Below are 15,674 nucleotides of genomic sequence, written 5' to 3' on the forward strand. Positions count from 1 at the left end.
GGCGGGGCCGCGGCGGCTAGAGCTGCCGCCCTCGGGCGCGGAGGTCGTCGACTGAGGTCCCGAGCACGCGCAGCCAGGAGGGCGTCAGGTAGTCCAGGAGGGCGCGCAGTTGCTCGTCGTCGAGCTCGTCGAGGGTGGTTGTCCCGTCGATCAGGGCGTCGGCGGTGCTGGCCAGCCACTCGGTGTGATCGCGGGTGCGTTGGATGCGGGCCTCGAACTCGGCGTCGCTCTCCAGTCCTTCGTCATCGTTGTCAAGTCCGGCACCCGGCTCGGGGGGCAGGCGGACGAGCTCTGCCAGGACCTCGTACTCGGCGGTGGCCTTGAGTAGGCCCAGGCGACCGACCCGTTGCTCGTGGGTCTCGTCGGCGGGGACCTGGTCGGTAACGACCAGGGAGTCCCACAGGTCGCCAACCTGCTGCTCGACCTGTTCTCCGAGGTTGGTGAAGAAGGTGATGGGGTCGGGCAGGGCGGCGTAGCGCTGGGGCAGCCAACGACGCCAGTAGGCGCGGGCCTCGCGTCCGTATCGGTTCATCGTCATGAGGGGGTTCTCCTCGGTAGGTCAGCCCTGCTCGGGCCGGTCGTTGTCGCCCGCCTCGGAAGGCGGCGTCTGTGGGGTCTCAGTGGCCCCCTGCTGAGGGCCTTCGGTCGGCGGCCCGTAGGCCTGGAGGACTTCCTCCAGGTACGGCTCTTCTCCGATCCACGGCTGGCGGTGCCGCTCCTTGTGCTGGCCGTTGCGGCAGCTGCCGAGCCAAAGGCGGCCGATGCGCTCGATCGCGCGCGAGAGCGCGTCCTGCCACAGGTAGGGAGCGGAGCCAGCGTCCTCCTCGGCCGCGTAGGCAGATTGGTGCGAGGTCCACAGGGCGGTCAGCTCCTCGACCAGTGCCCCGTGCTTCCACCAGCACTGGCGCGGGATCTGGTCGTTGGTCACCTCGTAGCGGTCGGCCAGCCACAGAGTCCAAACGACGAACTGGGGCCACAACACGCTGCGCTGCTGCGGCGTGAGGTTGTGCCAGGAGACAGCGGCCCCCGGAACCCATGCCAGCTCTGCCGCCTCGCCCTGCTGCGTCGCTACCTCGGCCGGGGCAGAGCGCTCTTCGAGGATTCGCAGGCGCTCGTTGAACAGCACGTGCTCAGCGTCGTTGTTGGCCAGGTCCGCGACGATGCCGCGGATGTGCTCGAAGATCTCCTCGAATCCGCCGCCCCCGCTACTCATTCACGCCTGCCTTCTCCGACAGCGCCGCGCTGTCCGCCACGATCTGACGGGCGGCTCGGGTGGCGTCCTTGATCTCTTGGGCGCGCGGCCCCTCGTGGGCGCGGACGAAGCTGACGTGGACGGCGGGCGTGCGGCGGTGGATGACCAGGCCGCCGCGTTCGGGGATCATTCGGATGTCGGCGGGCTCCAGGACGGGGCGGCGGCGCAACGACGTGGAGACGGAGATCCGGTCGCCGTCATCGGAAATGGATTCCACGTCCTCGTCGAACTCGCCGGTCAGCGCGGAGTACGACTTGAGCTCTTCGGGGTCGGAGATGCCGCCGAGGAACAGCTTCACCGTGCCGGCCGCGTACATCTTCCTGACCCCGAGCGGTCCCCAGCGCTCTTCCGCTTGGGCGTAGGACTGGAGCACCGCGAGGATGAAGATGTTCTGCGAGCCGCTGACCGACATCAGGGACGGGATCTCTGGCAGTGGCGCCACGTTGGCGAGCTCGTCCAGGAAGCACCCGAACGGGATCGGGAGCCGGCCGTTCGGCGCCCGACCGGCGATGGCCTTGGCCCGGTCGAACAGAGCCTTCGCGAAGGCCGCGTTCAACGGCGCGAAGGCGGAACCTTCCTCTTCCTCTCCGATCAGGAACAAGGTGCCGGACTCGGTGAGGAACTTGTCGATGTCGAAGACCTCAGCGTCCAGCGGCGGGGCGAAGATCTCGGCCACGGCGTCGTCGTACAGGGCGATGAACGACTGCTGGGCGGTGCGCCAGGTGGCGCTCCGCTCCTCTTCCGCTGCTGTGTGCTGACCGGCCAGAGCCTGCGCCAGGCTGTGCTTGCCCTTCTCCGCCAGAAGGTCGACGGCCTCGCGGTTGTCCGGGTCTGCCGCCCAAGCCAGGACATCCGCCACCGGTCGTCCGTTGAGCGCGGCGGCATGCAACCAACAGGTGATCAGCGTCTTCGCGTTCAGCGCGAAGTAGCCACCGTTGGAGACACCCTCATCGCTTTTCGTGGTCGCGACCAGGGTCTCGGCCCGCTTGCGGGCAACCTGATAGCGCTCGCAGCCGGCGGTGAGCGGCCAGCGCAGTTGGTGGGGCCAGCCGGACAGCCCGGTGGGGTCCAACACCCATACCGGCCCGTGCTCCTTGCGGAGTTCGGCCGTGTTGTAGAGGACATCGGTCTTGGAGCTGGTGGCAAGGACTGTGCCCTTGAACTCCAGGATCTCCGGCAGGATGATCTGGCTGGTCTTGCCCTCGCGCGGCGGGGCGACCAGGATCACGGACTCCTCGATCGTGATCCACAGATGAATCTGCGAGGGGTCGGCGCAGCCGATGTAGACCGCTACGTCGCGGATTTGGATCGCTGTCGGGTTCTTCTCGTACAAGTCCGGCCGCAGGGACGCGGCGCGGGCCAGGGCCTGCTTCTCGCCCATCGCCTTCTCCAACTGAGCTGACGTGGCCTTGCCGTCCGCACCATCTGCTCCCCGGCGCTTCCACCACCAGTAGGTCTTCCACGCGCCGTAGACGGCGGCGACGAGCAGCACGGCGAAAGACACCCAGTAGGCGATGGGCCCACCGACCCCGTCCCGGCGGGGCCAAGCAGCGGCAGGGTCGCCGGGATGCACGAGGACGCCACGCAGCGCCGTACCCGCGACGTCCCAGCTCACTGCAGCGGGGCGACCGTGCGCCAAGAGACCGGATACGACGGCTGCGGCCCACAGCAGCACGGTGAGCAGCAACAGGGCGATCATCGGCACGATCCACACCGCGTCGCGGCCAAGCCGCAGTCGTGCCGCGGTCTTGGGGGTGGCCGCCTTCGGCATCATGCTGCGGCCCCCTTGCGCATGGGCACCATGGGGCCGTGGCTCTGGTCGCTGCTGGCCCTCTCGGTCATCCTGCGGTTGGTGTCGGTCAGTCGAATTTCCGCTTTCGTGCGGATATGTTCCACGAGATTGATTCGGGAGCCGACCTGCCATATCGCGCGCCCGGGGGCGCAGACGTTCGCGCCGTCGGCGAGTGCGTCACGGGCCCAAGAGGGAAGCCCCAGGTAGTCGGCAGTGACGTCGGCCTCGGCGCGGTCCAGGTGGTAGAGCACACGGACCGCGGTGAGTTTGAGGATGGCCGCGGCCTCGGGGGCGTCCGCCAGCACGAGGTCCGCCAGGTGGTGCATCACCGCGACGAAGCTCAAGCCGAGTCGGCGGCCGTAACGGACCAGCTCCTCGAACAATCGGGCCACGGGCCTGTGCGAGAGGATGTGCCACGCTTCCTCCACGATCAGTGTTCTCTTGATGCTGTCGCCGGACTTGATCCAGCCGAACCGGATCCACGGCCCGATGACCGCCATGAGCAGCGGCATCGCCTCCCCCTCACGGGGCAGACGGGTCAGGTCGAAGACGATCAGCCGTGCGTCGAGGTCGATGCCCTCACTGGTGGGACCGTCGAACAGGCCAGCCAAGTCGCGGTGCGGGTTGCACAGTTCGTCGAGAGCGAGCGCCGCCGGTTGCCCCCACTCGGTCAGCTCCTGCGGGGTGACCGGCTGCTGTCCCAGCAGCGCCGCGCTGGGCGCGGTCAGTGCGTCGAGGACGTCGGAGAGGATCACGACTCGTCGCTCCGAGGCCGCCTTGGCCACCGCCGCCCGGTGCGCCTCGGCGAGGGCGAACTTGCACTGCGACGTGATGACCGTTCCCGTGAGGATTTCGAACATCGAGACGAGGACCTTGAACTGGTGCTCCTGCGGAATTCGGCGGTCGAGCGGATTGATGCGGATCCCGTCGGTGGCGCCGACGTCCCCGTAGACCAGGCGGACCGGTGTGATGCCCAGTTCGCGCGCGATGCCGTCCCACTCGCCCGCGCCGTCCTCGCCCTGAGCGTCTAGGACGCAGAAACTCCGGTCGCGGAACCGCAGTTGCCGCAGAACGTAGGTCTTCTCCAGCGCAGACTTCCCGTGCCCCGACTTCCCGAGAATCAGGACGTGCCCGCTGGGCAGCCTGATCCGAGCCTTCGGGTCGTACAGGATGAACGGATCGAAGATGTAAGCGGCCCCGGAGTACGCCTCGCGGCCGATGATCACCCCCCGGGGATCCATGCTCGACGCACCGACAGCCGGATACAGGCCGCAGGCGTTGGTGGTTGTGGATCGGATGGCGCGTCGGCGGGTCTGCGTCTGCCGGCGGAGAGAGCCCAGGATCATGGTCAGCTCTCCTTGATGAGGCCGCCCGCGAAGGGCTGAGTGTTGGCGAATGCGCGATGGTGCTCGTGGTCCATCCACTCCAGGCGCAGTCCGCTGCGGGTGGCCGCGTTGCGCGTGGTGTCGGAGTCCCGGCGCAGCGCCTCGGCGTCGGGCGAGGTCACCGTCACCCAGCCGGTGAGCCGCACGCCCGCGGCGCCGTCCGCGATCTCGCGCATCGTGGCCACGGACGCGCTCTGGGCCTTGCGCTCACGCGGGTCCTCGATCTTGCCGGCGCGCTTGTCGGCTTGACCGAGCTCGGCCGTGGCGTCGGCCATGGCCTGGGTGATGGCCTGATCGGTGGGGACGAGATCCATCGTCACCGCCACCGAGAGGATCACATCCGAGACATACAGAAGGAGAGGCGCCATGAAGTTGACGCCGACCGGCATCACGGGCCACTGCTTGATCCAGGCTGTGCGCGAGTGCCAGGCCTTCGCGGAGCTGTCCCAGCTCCGGGAGACCATGCGCTCGGTGGGGCGGGCGTCGAGTTCGGCGGGCCATGCCGTGACACGGTCCATGCCTGTGGTGTCGTCGATCCAGTGGCTCGGGTCGAAGGTGTGGTGCAGGTAGGACGCGAGCAAGGACTCGTCGTAGTTCCGGATGTGTCTGAGCTGGCCGCGTCCCAGGCCCCGGATGAAGGACTCGACCTCCTTGCCGAGGGTGATGCCGTATCCCTCGTGCAGGCTGTTGTAGCGGCGCGCTTCCGCCACGAGGTCCGTGCTGTAGGGGATGCCCACGACCATGATCAGGCGGCGGTCTTCGGCCGTGACGGCGACCTGCCTGACCAGCTCGGAATAGGAGTCCTCCAGCCACTGCGGGGCGGCAGAGTCGCGCCGCGCTGCAGCGTCGCGTAGGTGGGCGTTCGGATCGGTGGGGATGATCCTCGTGATCCACTGCAGACGGCGGATCCGCCCGCCGCTGTCGGCCGTCGACCTGAGCAGGTACTCATAGGCCCTGATCAAGGCCTCCTTGTCGTCGGTGTCGAGGCTGCCGAAGTCCCGCATGGCTTCGACCTCCAGGGCGGCGGTGAACCACAGCTCGTGAGGTTGCAGCACGAAGGCGATCTCTCCGAACGCCGTGCGCGACGTGATCCACTCCATGTTCTGCGGCGCCCCGGGCGGCACGTCGATCGGCACGCGCCGACCGCTGCTGAGCCGCCCAGCCTCCGGGGCCCTGGAGCGGTAGAGCAGAGTGCCGTCGCGCAGCAGCCGCTTGTAGGTGCGGCGGATCTCGAACCAGCGCACCCAGGTCCGGCCCTTGTAGGGCGCGAGGGTGGCCCAGCTGCCCGATCCTGCGATGGCCGCGAAGACGAGAACCTTGAGGATGATGTCGGCGACGAGGTATCCCGCGATGAGGCCCGAGACGAAGGCGGCGCACAGGATGTACTGGTCGTCGGCTTCAAGTTTCCGGCCGAGGAGACCTCGCGGCCGGGGCCTGGGGAAGGTGAAGGTCCGTGGCATCGGGCGCTACCTTCCGGCCGTTCGGCTGGTGATCACGAGGACTCCGTCTCTGGGGGCTCCGGGGGAGTGTGCATTGGTGGTTCGTCTGGCGGCGGCGCGGGCGGCGGCTGGGCGCCACTGTGGGTGTCCGCATCCCAGGTCGGAGCGCTCGGCGAGTCAGCGCTGGAGCCTGTGGTCCTGCTGGGGACTGATGGGTCAGTGGCGGCGTCGGACCGGGACCCGCTTGCTTCCGGGTCGTCCACTGCAGCGCTGGTTGAGGTGTCCGCGGAAGTGGGCGGTTCGTCTGCCCCTCCCATCGCGTTGGAGGTGCTCTGCTCGGCGGTCTGCTTCGCTTCGTTCTTGGCGGTGTCGGCTGCTTCCTTCGCGGCCAACGCGTTCCCCGCGGGGGAGTCGCCTTCCTCGGAGCCGCCCTCGTCGTCGCCGTCGTCCCCCTCGTCGTCCCCGTCGCCGCTGCCGAGGCGGTTCCTGAGTTCGCCGAAGGTGTCGCCCACCTTGCCGCCGATGTTCTGGGCTCGGCCCTTGAAGTCGTCTCTGGCGGCGTACATGGCCTGGAGCTCGTCGCCCAGAACTGGCAGGAACTTCGCCAGCGTGAACGGCAGGTACAGCGCCAGCCACAGAACGCCGATGCCGGTGAAGACCGTGGCGAACGCCTGGCCGACGGAGGGTGGCCCGGTGCCGTTGGTGGATACCAGTCCTGTGCCGAGAGCGAGGGTTGTAAAGGTGACGTACCGGGACGCGATGATCCCGGCGATCACCCCGATCCACCTCTTGCAGTGACCCCAAAGGTTCCTGTCGACCAGCCCGCTGAACACGGTGGCCCCGAAGACGAGTCCGCACAGGATGAGTGCGGCTCGGATGATGAGTTCCATCCAGACCCCGGCAATGGCGGAGAGCATCGCCAGCGCCAGAAAGATCACGATGATCTGGCCGCCGGGGATCGCCATGAGTACCGCGAGCGCTGTCGACACGCTGCTGGCCATGCTCCCGATATCTGATGAGACCGGCGCGAACATCGCGGCGGCTGCCTGGTCACCGAGCTCCGTGGCGTAGGCGACTGCGGCAGGGGCCAGTGCAGTGACGAAGACGGAGAGCATCAGGAAGCCGATCGACTCCCCCGCGGCCTGCAGAGGCGGAACCCCCTGCAGCGCTCGCTTCAGAACCGCGATCAGCCAGAGGATCACGGTGAGGATCGTCGATGCTCCGAAAGCCATGCCGTAGGTCCGCAGGAAACCCGCGTTGCTCCAGTCGATGGTCGTCGACGACAGCAGTGCCTTGACCATCTCGTGGAACAAGCTGGCGACGGCGTTGTTGAAGAACTGCGCGATGTAGCCCAAAGGGTCGTTCATGAAGTCGACCGACTTGTTGACCGTCTGCACGATGCCGCAGAGCTTGTCGGCGAACGGGATGCCCTTGCAGATCCCGCCGCCTCCGTCGGCTCGGGCCCGGCCGGCGAAGAAGAAGAGCTGCATCACCGTGGCCATCACGGCTATCAGGCGCAGTCGCGCCGCCAGGCGCTTGATCGCTTCAGCCGACATAGGGCGGCGCATCGAATGAGGAGTTGGCGGTGCGGAAGTCGTCCACGGAGGTCGGGCTGCCCGACCCGGTGTCCAACGGCGTGGGGCCGGCGGCCGAGGTCACGGAGACCAGCTTCCAGTCGCTCGACTCCCATTGAAGGGTCAGTGTGTAGGTGGCCCACGAGGCTGAGACGGGGAGCGGCGCACTCTTCGAAGTCGTTCCGATCACCCCGGCCATCCACACCTCGACCGTGGCCACCTGGTTCGAGTAGCTGTCGGACTTGGTACCCAAAGCCGCAGCCCGCGCGACCAGCGTGTTCGCGTTGGAGCTGTTGATACCCAGCGAGACCAGCAGCTGCTTCATCGCCGCGTCCTCGTTGCTGATCATCTGCGGACGCGCCCCGGAGGCAGCCATCGCACCGATGACCTTGTGCCGAGCGGTGGGGTCGGTGAAGTAGCTCGCGGAGGACCGGGCGAGCTCGTAGTTGACCGCTGCCTGGACAGCACCGGTCTGCGTGTCGGGGTAGCCCACGGGGACGCCGGCCACGGTCCTCTGGGTCGAGGTGCTGGGGTTCCCGCCAGCGCCGGTCACTGGCTGGGGCAGGGAAGTCCCGGTACTCGAAGTGGGCGACGGCGTAGCTGCACCGGCAGGGATGGACGACCCGCCCTTCGTCAGATTGACCGCCAACGCCATGACGAGCAGCGCCGCCAACACCGATCCGGCAATCGCAAGTCCGCGCCACCACGGCGGTTGCTTCCGGGTAGACGGCGAAGGCTCCTCTGTCAGAACTCGCGTGCCGCCACGTTCCTCACGTCCTCGGGCTGCCATGTCAGATCCCCATCCCGTAGACGATGGTGAAGACAGTGCCGAGAGAGGCGACGACGAAGGCGCCGATCAAGGAGCCGGCCACCTCCTTCTTGCCCTTGCTGACCTGGGCAATGTCGTTCTGTCCTTCCCCGATCTTGATGTGGAAGGAGCCCAGTGCCGCCCTGCCCAGCAACGCGCTGATGACGGCGGCCATCACGATGTCGATCACGGTCTTCGCGGTGTTTCCGAGCGCCGAGAAGGGGCCCCAGTTCGGCGCGACGCCGTTGACGAGCCCCCCGATGTTGCCGTTCGCGGCGAGCTCCACGAGATGGTGCACAGCCGACATAACCCAACTCCCTCCCAGGCCTCACCGGATTCGTACATCTCGGCGAGGCAGTTCGGCACGACGCCAGAGGCCACATCATAAACACACGTTTACATAATGGCGAGAGGGATTGGAGTGTTCGGTGGAGGTGATCAGAGGGGGATCGTAAGCGGAACGTAGACTTCCACTCCTTGTCATTCCTGGGGCTGTCCGACAGGCTGGCGCTCGCCTGGGCTCTACATAATCCCAGGTGAGGAGTCAAAGGAGCGAGGGTGGCGGACTGTGGCTTTGGGATCGCCATCAGGTGTCCAGAGTGGCTCGACTCGATGGCCGGGGGGCGGATCCGGGGACCTGATCTTGTCAGTGCCAGGTCGGGCGCGAGGAGGGTGGGCCAGGTGAACCCTGGCTCTATGTGCGCCGCTGATGCTCTACTGAGGCCGTGCATAAACACTCGTTTACGGATGCGGAAGCATGAAGGGCGCCGTCGGCGGGCTCGCCGCAGCTCTCGTGGTCGTGTTCGCGGTCCTGGCACTGCCGCTCTTTGTTGTCGCGGAGGCGACGGGGACTGCGAACGCGCAGACCTGCACGTCCGGCCTTCAACCGGTCGGTACAGGACAGCAGGGAGCCGGGGCGGGCGGAGGCGGCACGGTCTTCGAGGGCACAACGCGACCGGGCGACGGACAGGTGATCGTGCCCCTCGATCCTCAGGGGCCCCAGGCCACAGCGACGTGGAGCCCGAGTCAACTGCGGAACGCGGCCACCATCACCAACGTGGCCCGCACCCGGTCGCTCTCTCCGCGTGCTGCCGTCATCGCCGTGGCCGTTGCGATGCAGGAGTCCAGCCTCAACAACATCGATTCCGGGAACCTCGACTCGGTCGGGCTCTTTCAGCAGCGCCCCAGCCAGGGCTGGGGAACTGTCGCCCAGCTGACCGACCCGGTGTACGCCTCGAACAAGTTCTACGATGCGCTCGTCAAGGTCCCCAGCTGGCAGACCGGCGCACTCAGCGTCGTCGCCCAGGCTGTGCAGCGAAGCGGCTTCCCGTACGCCTACGCCAAGTGGGAGCGGGCCGCCGGTGCCGTGGTCTCGATGACCTGGGGGACGTCGGCGGTGACGTCAATCTCGACCGGATGTGCGAGCACGGGCGCCAACGACCCTGTAGTCAACTTCAACGTCAAGAACCCGCGTACTGCAGCCCAGGCCATCGCGGCCGCCCGCAAGGAGGCGGGAACTACGGGCTGGTACCGGCGGTGCGACAACTTCGTTGCACAGTCCTACGGCTGGTTCTACTCCGGTTCCGATACCGCGAACGAGCACTGGCAGCGTCTCGTCGCCGCGGGCCTGGCCCACCCTGGGGACAGCAACCCGCCGGCCGGTGCGTTGTTGTTCTACGACTCCGGTGAGCCTGCTGGCCACGTAGCCCTCTACCTGGGCGGCGACATGGTCGCCAGCAACGATGTCCTGGACTCGTACAAGGGCGAAGGCATGATCGCCATCGTCCACCGGTCAGACATCACCAATGGGCACTGGAGGCTCCGCTATCGAGGCTGGGCGGCGCCGAGCTTCCCCAGCGCCGGCGGAGCAGCCACGTTCTGACACCACGTACGGAGAGGCAACAGGGCACATGGAATGCTCGGTGCACGTACGCATCGCCAATGACGGAAGCTGCTTCATCGATGACGAGTTCTTCCCGGTGCCGCCGGGGGCGTCTTTGAACGAGGCGGTCCTCCGGCACCTCGCCCTAGAAGCCGCCGCCCTTGAGGCGCCGGTTCGGGCTCAGATTCACGATGAACAGTCCGACTACACCGTCGAGATCGAAGTCCGCCCCGACGGCGCGAGCGCACCCGTGGTTCGCCCGGGAGGCGCTTCCGTCCTGTCGGGGTCCCTTGCCGAGACGCTGGGAGACGGGCAATCCGCCGGACCGTCGCGGGTCCGAGAGCGTGATACGCAGTCGCTGCCTGATCCCCCCACAATCAGGGAACCTGTGCCTCCGGACCGGCCATATGAACCACTCGTTGAACCTCACCGAAGTCGCCTTGCGACCGTACTGAGCCTGGCTCGCGCGGGGGACATCGCCACGGCCAGCCGCAGCGCTGACGCGCTCCTTCGCGAGCTATCCGCGATCCACGGATCCACCCATGTCTCCACGGTGGCAGTCCTGACCGTTCGGGGCGATCTGGCGCACCTCAGCGGCGACTTCCACTACGGGCTGCGGCTCTGGTCTTTCGTGGCCGAGCTGTGGGGGCAGCAGCTCGGCCCCGTGCACCCCAGCACAGTGCGGGCCGCTGGCAACGCGGTCGGGTGTTGGAGGCGACTTGCACCAGCCGACGCTGTGACAACGAGCCAGGCAGTCGTCGAGCTGCTCAGTCAGGTCCCGATCCCTCGGGCCGAGGTTGCACAGCGACTGATTGAGTCGCGAACGAAGCTATGGCACTAGATAGCTGATGTTCATTCAGGGAGAATGAAACCCATGAATCCCATACGTGTGGGCCGTCTCGTCCTCTTCCTCCTTCCCTACGTCCTGGTGATCACGGGCATCCTCGTTGCGGGCAAGGTGCACGGGCAGGTCGGCGGTGGTCACGTGGCGTTCGAAGCCCTCGCCGTCGCTGCGGTCGGAGTGACCTGGGCGAGCATTCGTGGCATGCGTACCCGCCGGGGCCCTCGGCGCTAGGGCGCCTATGGAGTCGTAATCCGCACTGAATCTGCGTCAGAGCGTTCGCCGAAGGCTCGCTGGAGCCTGTCTGAGCGCAGCCTAGAGGGCCGGGCTCAATACCCTCTTCCAGGCTGCCCGCCGCTACGGCACTCACGTGGAGCTGGAGATGAAGGCGGCCGCAGCCGACCACCGCGGCCCCGTCTTCACCGAGATCAGCAACGATCTCGCCGCGCTCGTGGTCAGGCACGCGGACCGCGGCCGGCCCCTCGGCGGGTCGTGGTCGAGTACGGCGGTACAGCTGGGTCTGCCCGCGTCGCCCGTTGCTTCCACAAGACGGCCAACAGCGCGGGAGATCGACCAACTGCCTTCCAATTCAGGCGAGTCGCGCCAGTCTCTCAGGGCTCTTGTGGCAGGGTCGTACCGTGCGTGAATTGGATTATGGGGTCGTCCGTAGCGACCCAGTTGCCACGTCCCTCCCGGGGTCGGGTCTTCGGCGACTCGCCTCAGTAAGAGCCGATGACCAGGGGGTGACCCTCGCGGTGGCGGTGCCACGCAGTGGTTTGCCTGGCGGCGCGGGGGTAGCCGATGACAATCAGTAATGCCGAAGTCTCGGACGCTCTGTCGTCGTACCTGGAGCGCTATCCCGACGAGGCAAATCGGCTGGCGGAACCGCTGAGGCTGCTGGCGTCCGGCCAGGACTCCACTTCACGGCGCAGCTTCCCCATGCACGTGACCGTCGGCGCGCTCCTCGTCCGCGACGGGCGCGAGATCCTGCTCATCGAGCACCTTGCCTACGGGATCATTCTGCAGCCTGGCGGCCATCTGGAGCCGAGCGACCCCACGCTGATCGCCGCGGCAAAACGCGAGCTGACAGAGGAGACTGGCGTTGATCCCGGCCATGTCTCTCCGGTCACCCTGACTCCCGCCTACATCGAATACGGACAAGTGCCGGCCAGGCCCGAGAAGGACGAACCCGAGCACCATCACCTGGACATCGGTTACGCCTTCACGACGGTGCGCGGCGAGATCGGGCTCATTCAGGAGTCCGAGGTGACCGGTGCCGGCTGGTATCCGCTGGACATCGCGGAGCGCCTTGTTGGTGAGCGCATCGCGCGGGCAGTCAGCGCGCCGGTCCGGTCCGGCTGACCGAGCGTCGACCAGGGGAGGCATCCATGGTGCTGCCTGCCCTGGTCGTGGCCGGGCGGCTTGGGCCGGAAGCGCGCTCCGGGCCCAAGGGTGGACTGCCGGGATGCGGCAACCGGGCGGTGTCTACCACCCCGGCCGTCGCGGGGCTGCTCACTCGAACGACGGTTTGATGCCGGTCCGGCTTCGCTTGATCTCGAAGAATCCATCCGTTCCGGCGACCAGTACCAGGCCGTCCCAGAGGCGTCCGGCCTCTTCGCCGCGGGGGGCTTGCTGGAGCACCGGGCCGAACAGCGTTGTGCCAGCGACGCGAAGGATGGGCGTCCCGACATCGAGGCCGACCTCGGTGAAGGCTTCGTTGTGCGAGTCCTTGATGAGCTGGTCGAACTCGGTGCTGGCGGCGGCTGAGGCGAGGGACGCGGGCAGGCTCGTCTCGGCAAGTGCCTCGGTGATGACGGTGGGGTCCTCACGGCGCCGCTGGTTGTGAAGGCGCGTGCCGATGGCCGTGTAGAGCGGGCCGAGGACACCGTGCCCGGCGTGTTCGGCGGCTGCTGCGCAGACCCGCACCGAGCCCCATGCCGTCTCCATCAGCGCGCGGTATTCGTCACTGAGTCCCTTGCCTTCGCGTTGTTCGAGGTTGAGGTAGGCCAGCGACATGATGCGCCAGTCCGGGCGCACGGGGCGGACCTTCTCGACTTCCAGGAGCCAGCGCGAGGTGACCCAGGCCCACGGGCAGAGCGGGTCGAACCAGAAGGGCACCTCGGTGAGCTGTTGTTCCTTGACCATGAGCCGTGCACCGTCCTTTCGAGCGGTCGTGCGGATGCCGGGCGGGATGCCGTCACACGTCAAATAGCCCCGCTTGGAGCGGCTGGTTGGCCTTGGCCGTGCGGCCCGCGGTTCTGACGAGCGCCGCGAGGTCGCCGAGCTGCCAGTCATCGTCGGCGGCGCGGACGAGCCGCTGGAAGAGCTGGGCGGTGACGTCGACGTCGGCGTAAGCCCGGTGCCGGTCGCGCGGTTGCGGGATGCCGAAGTGCGCCAGCAGCGTGTCGAGCTTGTAGTTCGGCAGCCCGGGGATCAGGTGCTTGGCCAGCGGGATCGTGTCGAGGAAGTCGATTCGGGCAAGCCTTGGGCAGTGCTCCGCCTGGTTGTGGATGATGCCCGCCTCGGTGGCCGCGTGCTGGGCCACCAGCAGGTATGGGCTGCCGGCGATGAGCCGCCGGTCCAGTGCCCCCAGTGCGTCGGTCGGCGTGGGGGCCTGCTGGAGCTGTGCGGCGGTCAGGCCGGTCTGGGCGGTGTCGGCCGGTGTCACCGGGGCGAACGCGGGCGGCCGGATCAGACTTGTGCTGCGGCCGGTCTCCTTCCACACGCCGTCTTCGCAGCGTAGCGCGAGCGCCGCGACCTCGATGGGCTGCGCCGGGTAGCCGGTGGGGGTCGTCGTCTCGAAGTCGATGACCACGTAGGTCGTCGCCCGGAAGGCGGGATCGGCCGTCAAGCCGCCCATCGGTTCACCGTCCTCGCAGAGTCCATCGCGCCGCAGCCACCGGCCGGGGAGCTCGTTGTGAAGAGCATGCCTTGCTGACGGCCGCCCCGATGGCCGGTCATCGGCAGATCACACTGGCGACAGTACGAGTGGCGGCCGTCAGAGGCGGGGCGTCCCAGTGACGCTCGCCCGTCCAGGTCTCGCTCAGGGACCGGTACAGGTCCGTCATCACTGGCAGGAAGTCGGACGGGAGCGAGGCTGGCTCGGGCCAGCGGTCCCTGGGCACGCCGTCGGCGATTAGCTGACCGGTCGGGATCTCGTGGCCGGACCGGACGTACCAGTCCCGCAGGACCTGCTTGCCGCAGTGGACGCCGTTCAGCATCAGGCGGCTCTCGTCCGGTGTGCCGGGGCTGTCGGCGACCAATAGCTGCTGACTGCCCGTCATCAGGCACTCGACTTTGCCGTCGCAGTGGCTCAGGCCGACCTTGGACGCGTGCCCAGTCAGCAGTTCGTTGACCTTGAAGGTGGTGTCGCGGAGCACCTGGAACTGCTCGTCGTCCAGTCCCGCGAGCTGCTGAGCCTCCTGGGGGGTGATGAAGCGGTTGACGACTTCTCGTGTTGTCGCGTACTCGATGAGCGGCCGCTTCAGCATTTCTCCGACCGGCGGGACGGTGTCGAGCCCGATCTCGGCCGGGGTCAGTTCGCCCGCAGCCAGGCGCCGGTGAATGGAGCTGCCCGGGGGGAGTTCGTTGCGGAAGAGGACCTGGAGAGGGAGGAGGTAGTTGCCGCGGACCGGAGCACCTGGCGGGGTTGCCGGGTCGGGGAGACGGGCGAGGGTGAACTCGATCTGGTTCGGGGCGATGAACCTGCGGAAGTGTGTCCGGATGCCAGCCTCCTCCAGCATGGTGAAGTTGAAGACGGCCATGCGACACACCGCTTCGCCCTTGCCGGGGATCGTGTCCGGCATACGACCGTAGTGAAAGACGGTGAAGTGGTCGGTGTAGTCGAAGATGCCGACGCCTTCGCGGGTCACGGTCGGCGGGTCGACGACGTGCAGGGTCTTGGTCGAGTTGAGGACGGGCATCTTGCTCCTTCGGCCGGCCGGGCAGGGATGACTATGGATGGGGACGTCAGGGCTACGGGTGGCTGCGTCGGGCCGGGTCGGGCTCCGCGCGGCTCTGCGTGTGCGCCACGGTGAACACGGCGGCCTCCGTCCCCGCCGCCTGGTCCGCGGTGGGAGTCAGGTGGCCGCCGATCACGGTCAACACCCGTATCCCGGCAGCACGGGCGGAGGTGATGCCGTCGGGAGCATCGTCGACCGCAAGACAGCGCCCCGGTGCGACGCCCAATCGGTGGGCGGCGACGAGGAACAGTTCAGGATCGGGCTTTCCGCGCGTGACGTCCTCGCGCGTGACGATCGCCGCGAAGGCGTCCCGCAAGTCCAACGCGTCGAGTCCCGGGTCGACGAGCAGCCGGCTGGCCCCCGACGCCACGGCGCAGGGCAACCCCGCACGGCGAGCCTGCCGCAGGAGTTCCGCAACGCAGGGGATTGGTGTGATCGTGTGCATCGCGGCCAGCAGATGGGCGCGGCTGTGCTGGACGATCTCCGCGTGGGGCAGCTCGCGTCCGCCGGGCAGCACGGCCAGGAGATCGTGGATGGACAGGCCAACATGGTCGCCGTACCAGTCGTGGTCCAGGACGACGCCGTACTGCTGCAGGGCCGCGCGTAGCGCGCACTCGTGTCCGAGCCTGGTGTCGGCGAGGGTTCCGTCGAAGTCGAGGAGCAGGGCCCCGACTTCCACGTTGAGCTCGGGCACGCAGGCCGCTGTCGGCCCGCCCGAGCAGACTGGCGGCTGGGCGGA

The 15,674-nt window shown here is 67.7% G+C and carries 15 protein-coding genes; 3 read left to right on the forward strand and 12 right to left on the reverse strand.

The annotated features are described in order from the left end of the window. Nucleotides 1-16 precede the first annotated feature (16 nt). From TR49_RS10630 to TR49_RS45440, 8 genes are all read right to left on the reverse strand, one after another. On the reverse strand, nt 17-538 hold the full coding sequence (locus TR49_RS10630; protein WP_236653314.1) for a hypothetical protein: 522 nt from the start codon (nt 536-538) through the stop codon (nt 17-19). A gap of 21 nt (nt 539-559) precedes the next feature. Then, complete coding sequence (locus TR49_RS10635) at nt 560-1,213, reverse strand: hypothetical protein (RefSeq protein ID WP_052434175.1); 654 nt, start codon at nt 1,211-1,213, stop codon at nt 560-562. Then, entirely contained in the window at nt 1,206-3,026 is a 1,821-nt protein-coding gene (locus TR49_RS10640) for a type IV secretory system conjugative DNA transfer family protein (RefSeq protein ID WP_042379977.1), read from the reverse strand. The genes TR49_RS10635 and TR49_RS10640 overlap by 8 nt, the downstream gene beginning before the upstream one ends. Next, nucleotides 3,023-4,390 carry a putative type IV secretion/conjugal transfer ATPase gene (locus TR49_RS10645; protein WP_236653315.1) on the reverse strand — a complete coding sequence of 456 codons (1,368 nt, stop codon included), beginning with the start codon at nt 4,388-4,390 and terminating at the stop codon, nt 3,023-3,025. The genes TR49_RS10640 and TR49_RS10645 overlap by 4 nt, the downstream gene beginning before the upstream one ends. 2 nt (nt 4,391-4,392) lie before the next feature. After that, on the reverse strand, nt 4,393-5,889 hold the full coding sequence (locus TR49_RS10650; RefSeq protein WP_042379979.1) for an SCO6880 family protein: 1,497 nt from the start codon (nt 5,887-5,889) through the stop codon (nt 4,393-4,395). 32 nt (nt 5,890-5,921) lie between these two features. Beyond that, entirely contained in the window at nt 5,922-7,424 is a 1,503-nt protein-coding gene (locus tag TR49_RS10655) for a hypothetical protein (RefSeq protein WP_152627180.1), read from the reverse strand. After that, complete coding sequence (locus TR49_RS10660) at nt 7,414-7,950, reverse strand: DUF8175 domain-containg protein (RefSeq protein WP_042379981.1); 537 nt, start codon at nt 7,948-7,950, stop codon at nt 7,414-7,416. Before TR49_RS10660 ends, TR49_RS10655 begins: the two co-directional genes overlap by 11 nt. Nucleotides 7,951-8,233: 283 nt before the next feature. Next, on the reverse strand, nt 8,234-8,557 hold the full coding sequence (locus tag TR49_RS45440; protein WP_042379983.1) for a DUF8827 family protein: 324 nt from the start codon (nt 8,555-8,557) through the stop codon (nt 8,234-8,236). A gap of 492 nt (nt 8,558-9,049) precedes the next feature. Between TR49_RS45440 and TR49_RS45445 the strand changes: the two genes are divergently transcribed. The 3 genes from TR49_RS45445 to TR49_RS10690 all read left to right on the forward strand — a co-directional run bounded on the left by TR49_RS45445 (nt 9,050) and on the right by TR49_RS10690 (nt 12,335). Beyond that, on the forward strand, nt 9,050-10,132 hold the full coding sequence (locus TR49_RS45445; protein WP_236653316.1) for a C40 family peptidase: 1,083 nt from the start codon (nt 9,050-9,052) through the stop codon (nt 10,130-10,132). Nucleotides 10,133-11,006: 874 nt separating this feature from the next. Beyond that, nucleotides 11,007-11,207 carry a hypothetical protein gene (locus tag TR49_RS10685; protein WP_152627181.1) on the forward strand — a complete coding sequence of 67 codons (201 nt, stop codon included), beginning with the start codon at nt 11,007-11,009 and terminating at the stop codon, nt 11,205-11,207. A 567-nt stretch (nt 11,208-11,774) separates the two neighbouring features. Beyond that, nucleotides 11,775-12,335 carry an NUDIX hydrolase gene (locus tag TR49_RS10690; RefSeq protein ID WP_042379989.1) on the forward strand — a complete coding sequence of 187 codons (561 nt, stop codon included), beginning with the start codon at nt 11,775-11,777 and terminating at the stop codon, nt 12,333-12,335. Nucleotides 12,336-12,485: 150 nt separating this feature from the next. Here TR49_RS10690 and TR49_RS10695 read toward each other — a convergent pair whose 3' ends face one another. From TR49_RS10695 to TR49_RS10710, 4 genes are all read right to left on the reverse strand, one after another. After that, nucleotides 12,486-13,118, reverse strand: a complete 633-nt coding sequence (locus TR49_RS10695) for a mycothiol-dependent nitroreductase Rv2466c family protein (protein ID WP_042379991.1) — start codon at nt 13,116-13,118, stop codon at nt 12,486-12,488. Nucleotides 13,119-13,170: 52 nt separating this feature from the next. After that, nucleotides 13,171-13,833: a 3'-5' exonuclease gene (locus TR49_RS10700; protein ID WP_042379992.1), complete on the reverse strand. Its 663-nt coding sequence runs from the start codon at nt 13,831-13,833 to the stop codon at nt 13,171-13,173. A gap of 97 nt (nt 13,834-13,930) precedes the next feature. Further along, complete coding sequence (locus tag TR49_RS10705) at nt 13,931-14,896, reverse strand: phosphoribosylaminoimidazolesuccinocarboxamide synthase (protein ID WP_042379995.1); 966 nt, start codon at nt 14,894-14,896, stop codon at nt 13,931-13,933. Between the two features lie 52 nt (nt 14,897-14,948). Further along, nucleotides 14,949-15,629, reverse strand: a complete 681-nt coding sequence (locus TR49_RS10710; protein WP_236653317.1) for an HAD family hydrolase — start codon at nt 15,627-15,629, stop codon at nt 14,949-14,951. Between the last annotated feature and the right edge of the window lie 45 nt (nt 15,630-15,674).

The sequence above is a fragment of the Streptacidiphilus melanogenes genome, assembly GCF_000787835.1.
GTDB classification, from domain to species: domain Bacteria; phylum Actinomycetota; class Actinomycetes; order Streptomycetales; family Streptomycetaceae; genus Streptacidiphilus; species Streptacidiphilus melanogenes.

Bases quoted from the DNA above. Each gene is read 5' to 3' on its own strand.
- TR49_RS10630 (WP_236653314.1), bottom strand. From the start codon at position 538: ATGACGATGAACCGATACGGACGCGAGGCCCGCGCCTACTGGCGTCGT.
- TR49_RS10635 (WP_052434175.1), bottom strand. From the start codon at position 1,213: ATGAGTAGCGGGGGCGGCGGATTCGAGGAGATCTTCGAGCACATCCGC.
- TR49_RS10640 (WP_042379977.1), bottom strand. From the start codon at position 3,026: ATGATGCCGAAGGCGGCCACCCCCAAGACCGCGGCACGACTGCGGCTT.
- TR49_RS10645 (WP_236653315.1), bottom strand. From the start codon at position 4,390: ATGATCCTGGGCTCTCTCCGCCGGCAGACGCAGACCCGCCGACGCGCC.
- TR49_RS10650 (WP_042379979.1), bottom strand. From the start codon at position 5,889: ATGCCACGGACCTTCACCTTCCCCAGGCCCCGGCCGCGAGGTCTCCTC.
- TR49_RS10655 (WP_152627180.1), bottom strand. From the start codon at position 7,424: ATGTCGGCTGAAGCGATCAAGCGCCTGGCGGCGCGACTGCGCCTGATA.
- TR49_RS45440 (WP_042379983.1), bottom strand. From the start codon at position 8,557: ATGTCGGCTGTGCACCATCTCGTGGAGCTCGCCGCGAACGGCAACATC.
- TR49_RS10685 (WP_152627181.1), top strand. From the start codon at position 11,007: ATGAATCCCATACGTGTGGGCCGTCTCGTCCTCTTCCTCCTTCCCTAC.
- TR49_RS10690 (WP_042379989.1), top strand. From the start codon at position 11,775: ATGACAATCAGTAATGCCGAAGTCTCGGACGCTCTGTCGTCGTACCTG.
- TR49_RS10695 (WP_042379991.1), bottom strand. From the start codon at position 13,118: ATGGTCAAGGAACAACAGCTCACCGAGGTGCCCTTCTGGTTCGACCCG.
- TR49_RS10700 (WP_042379992.1), bottom strand. From the start codon at position 13,833: ATGGGCGGCTTGACGGCCGATCCCGCCTTCCGGGCGACGACCTACGTG.
- TR49_RS10705 (WP_042379995.1), bottom strand. From the start codon at position 14,896: ATGCCCGTCCTCAACTCGACCAAGACCCTGCACGTCGTCGACCCGCCG.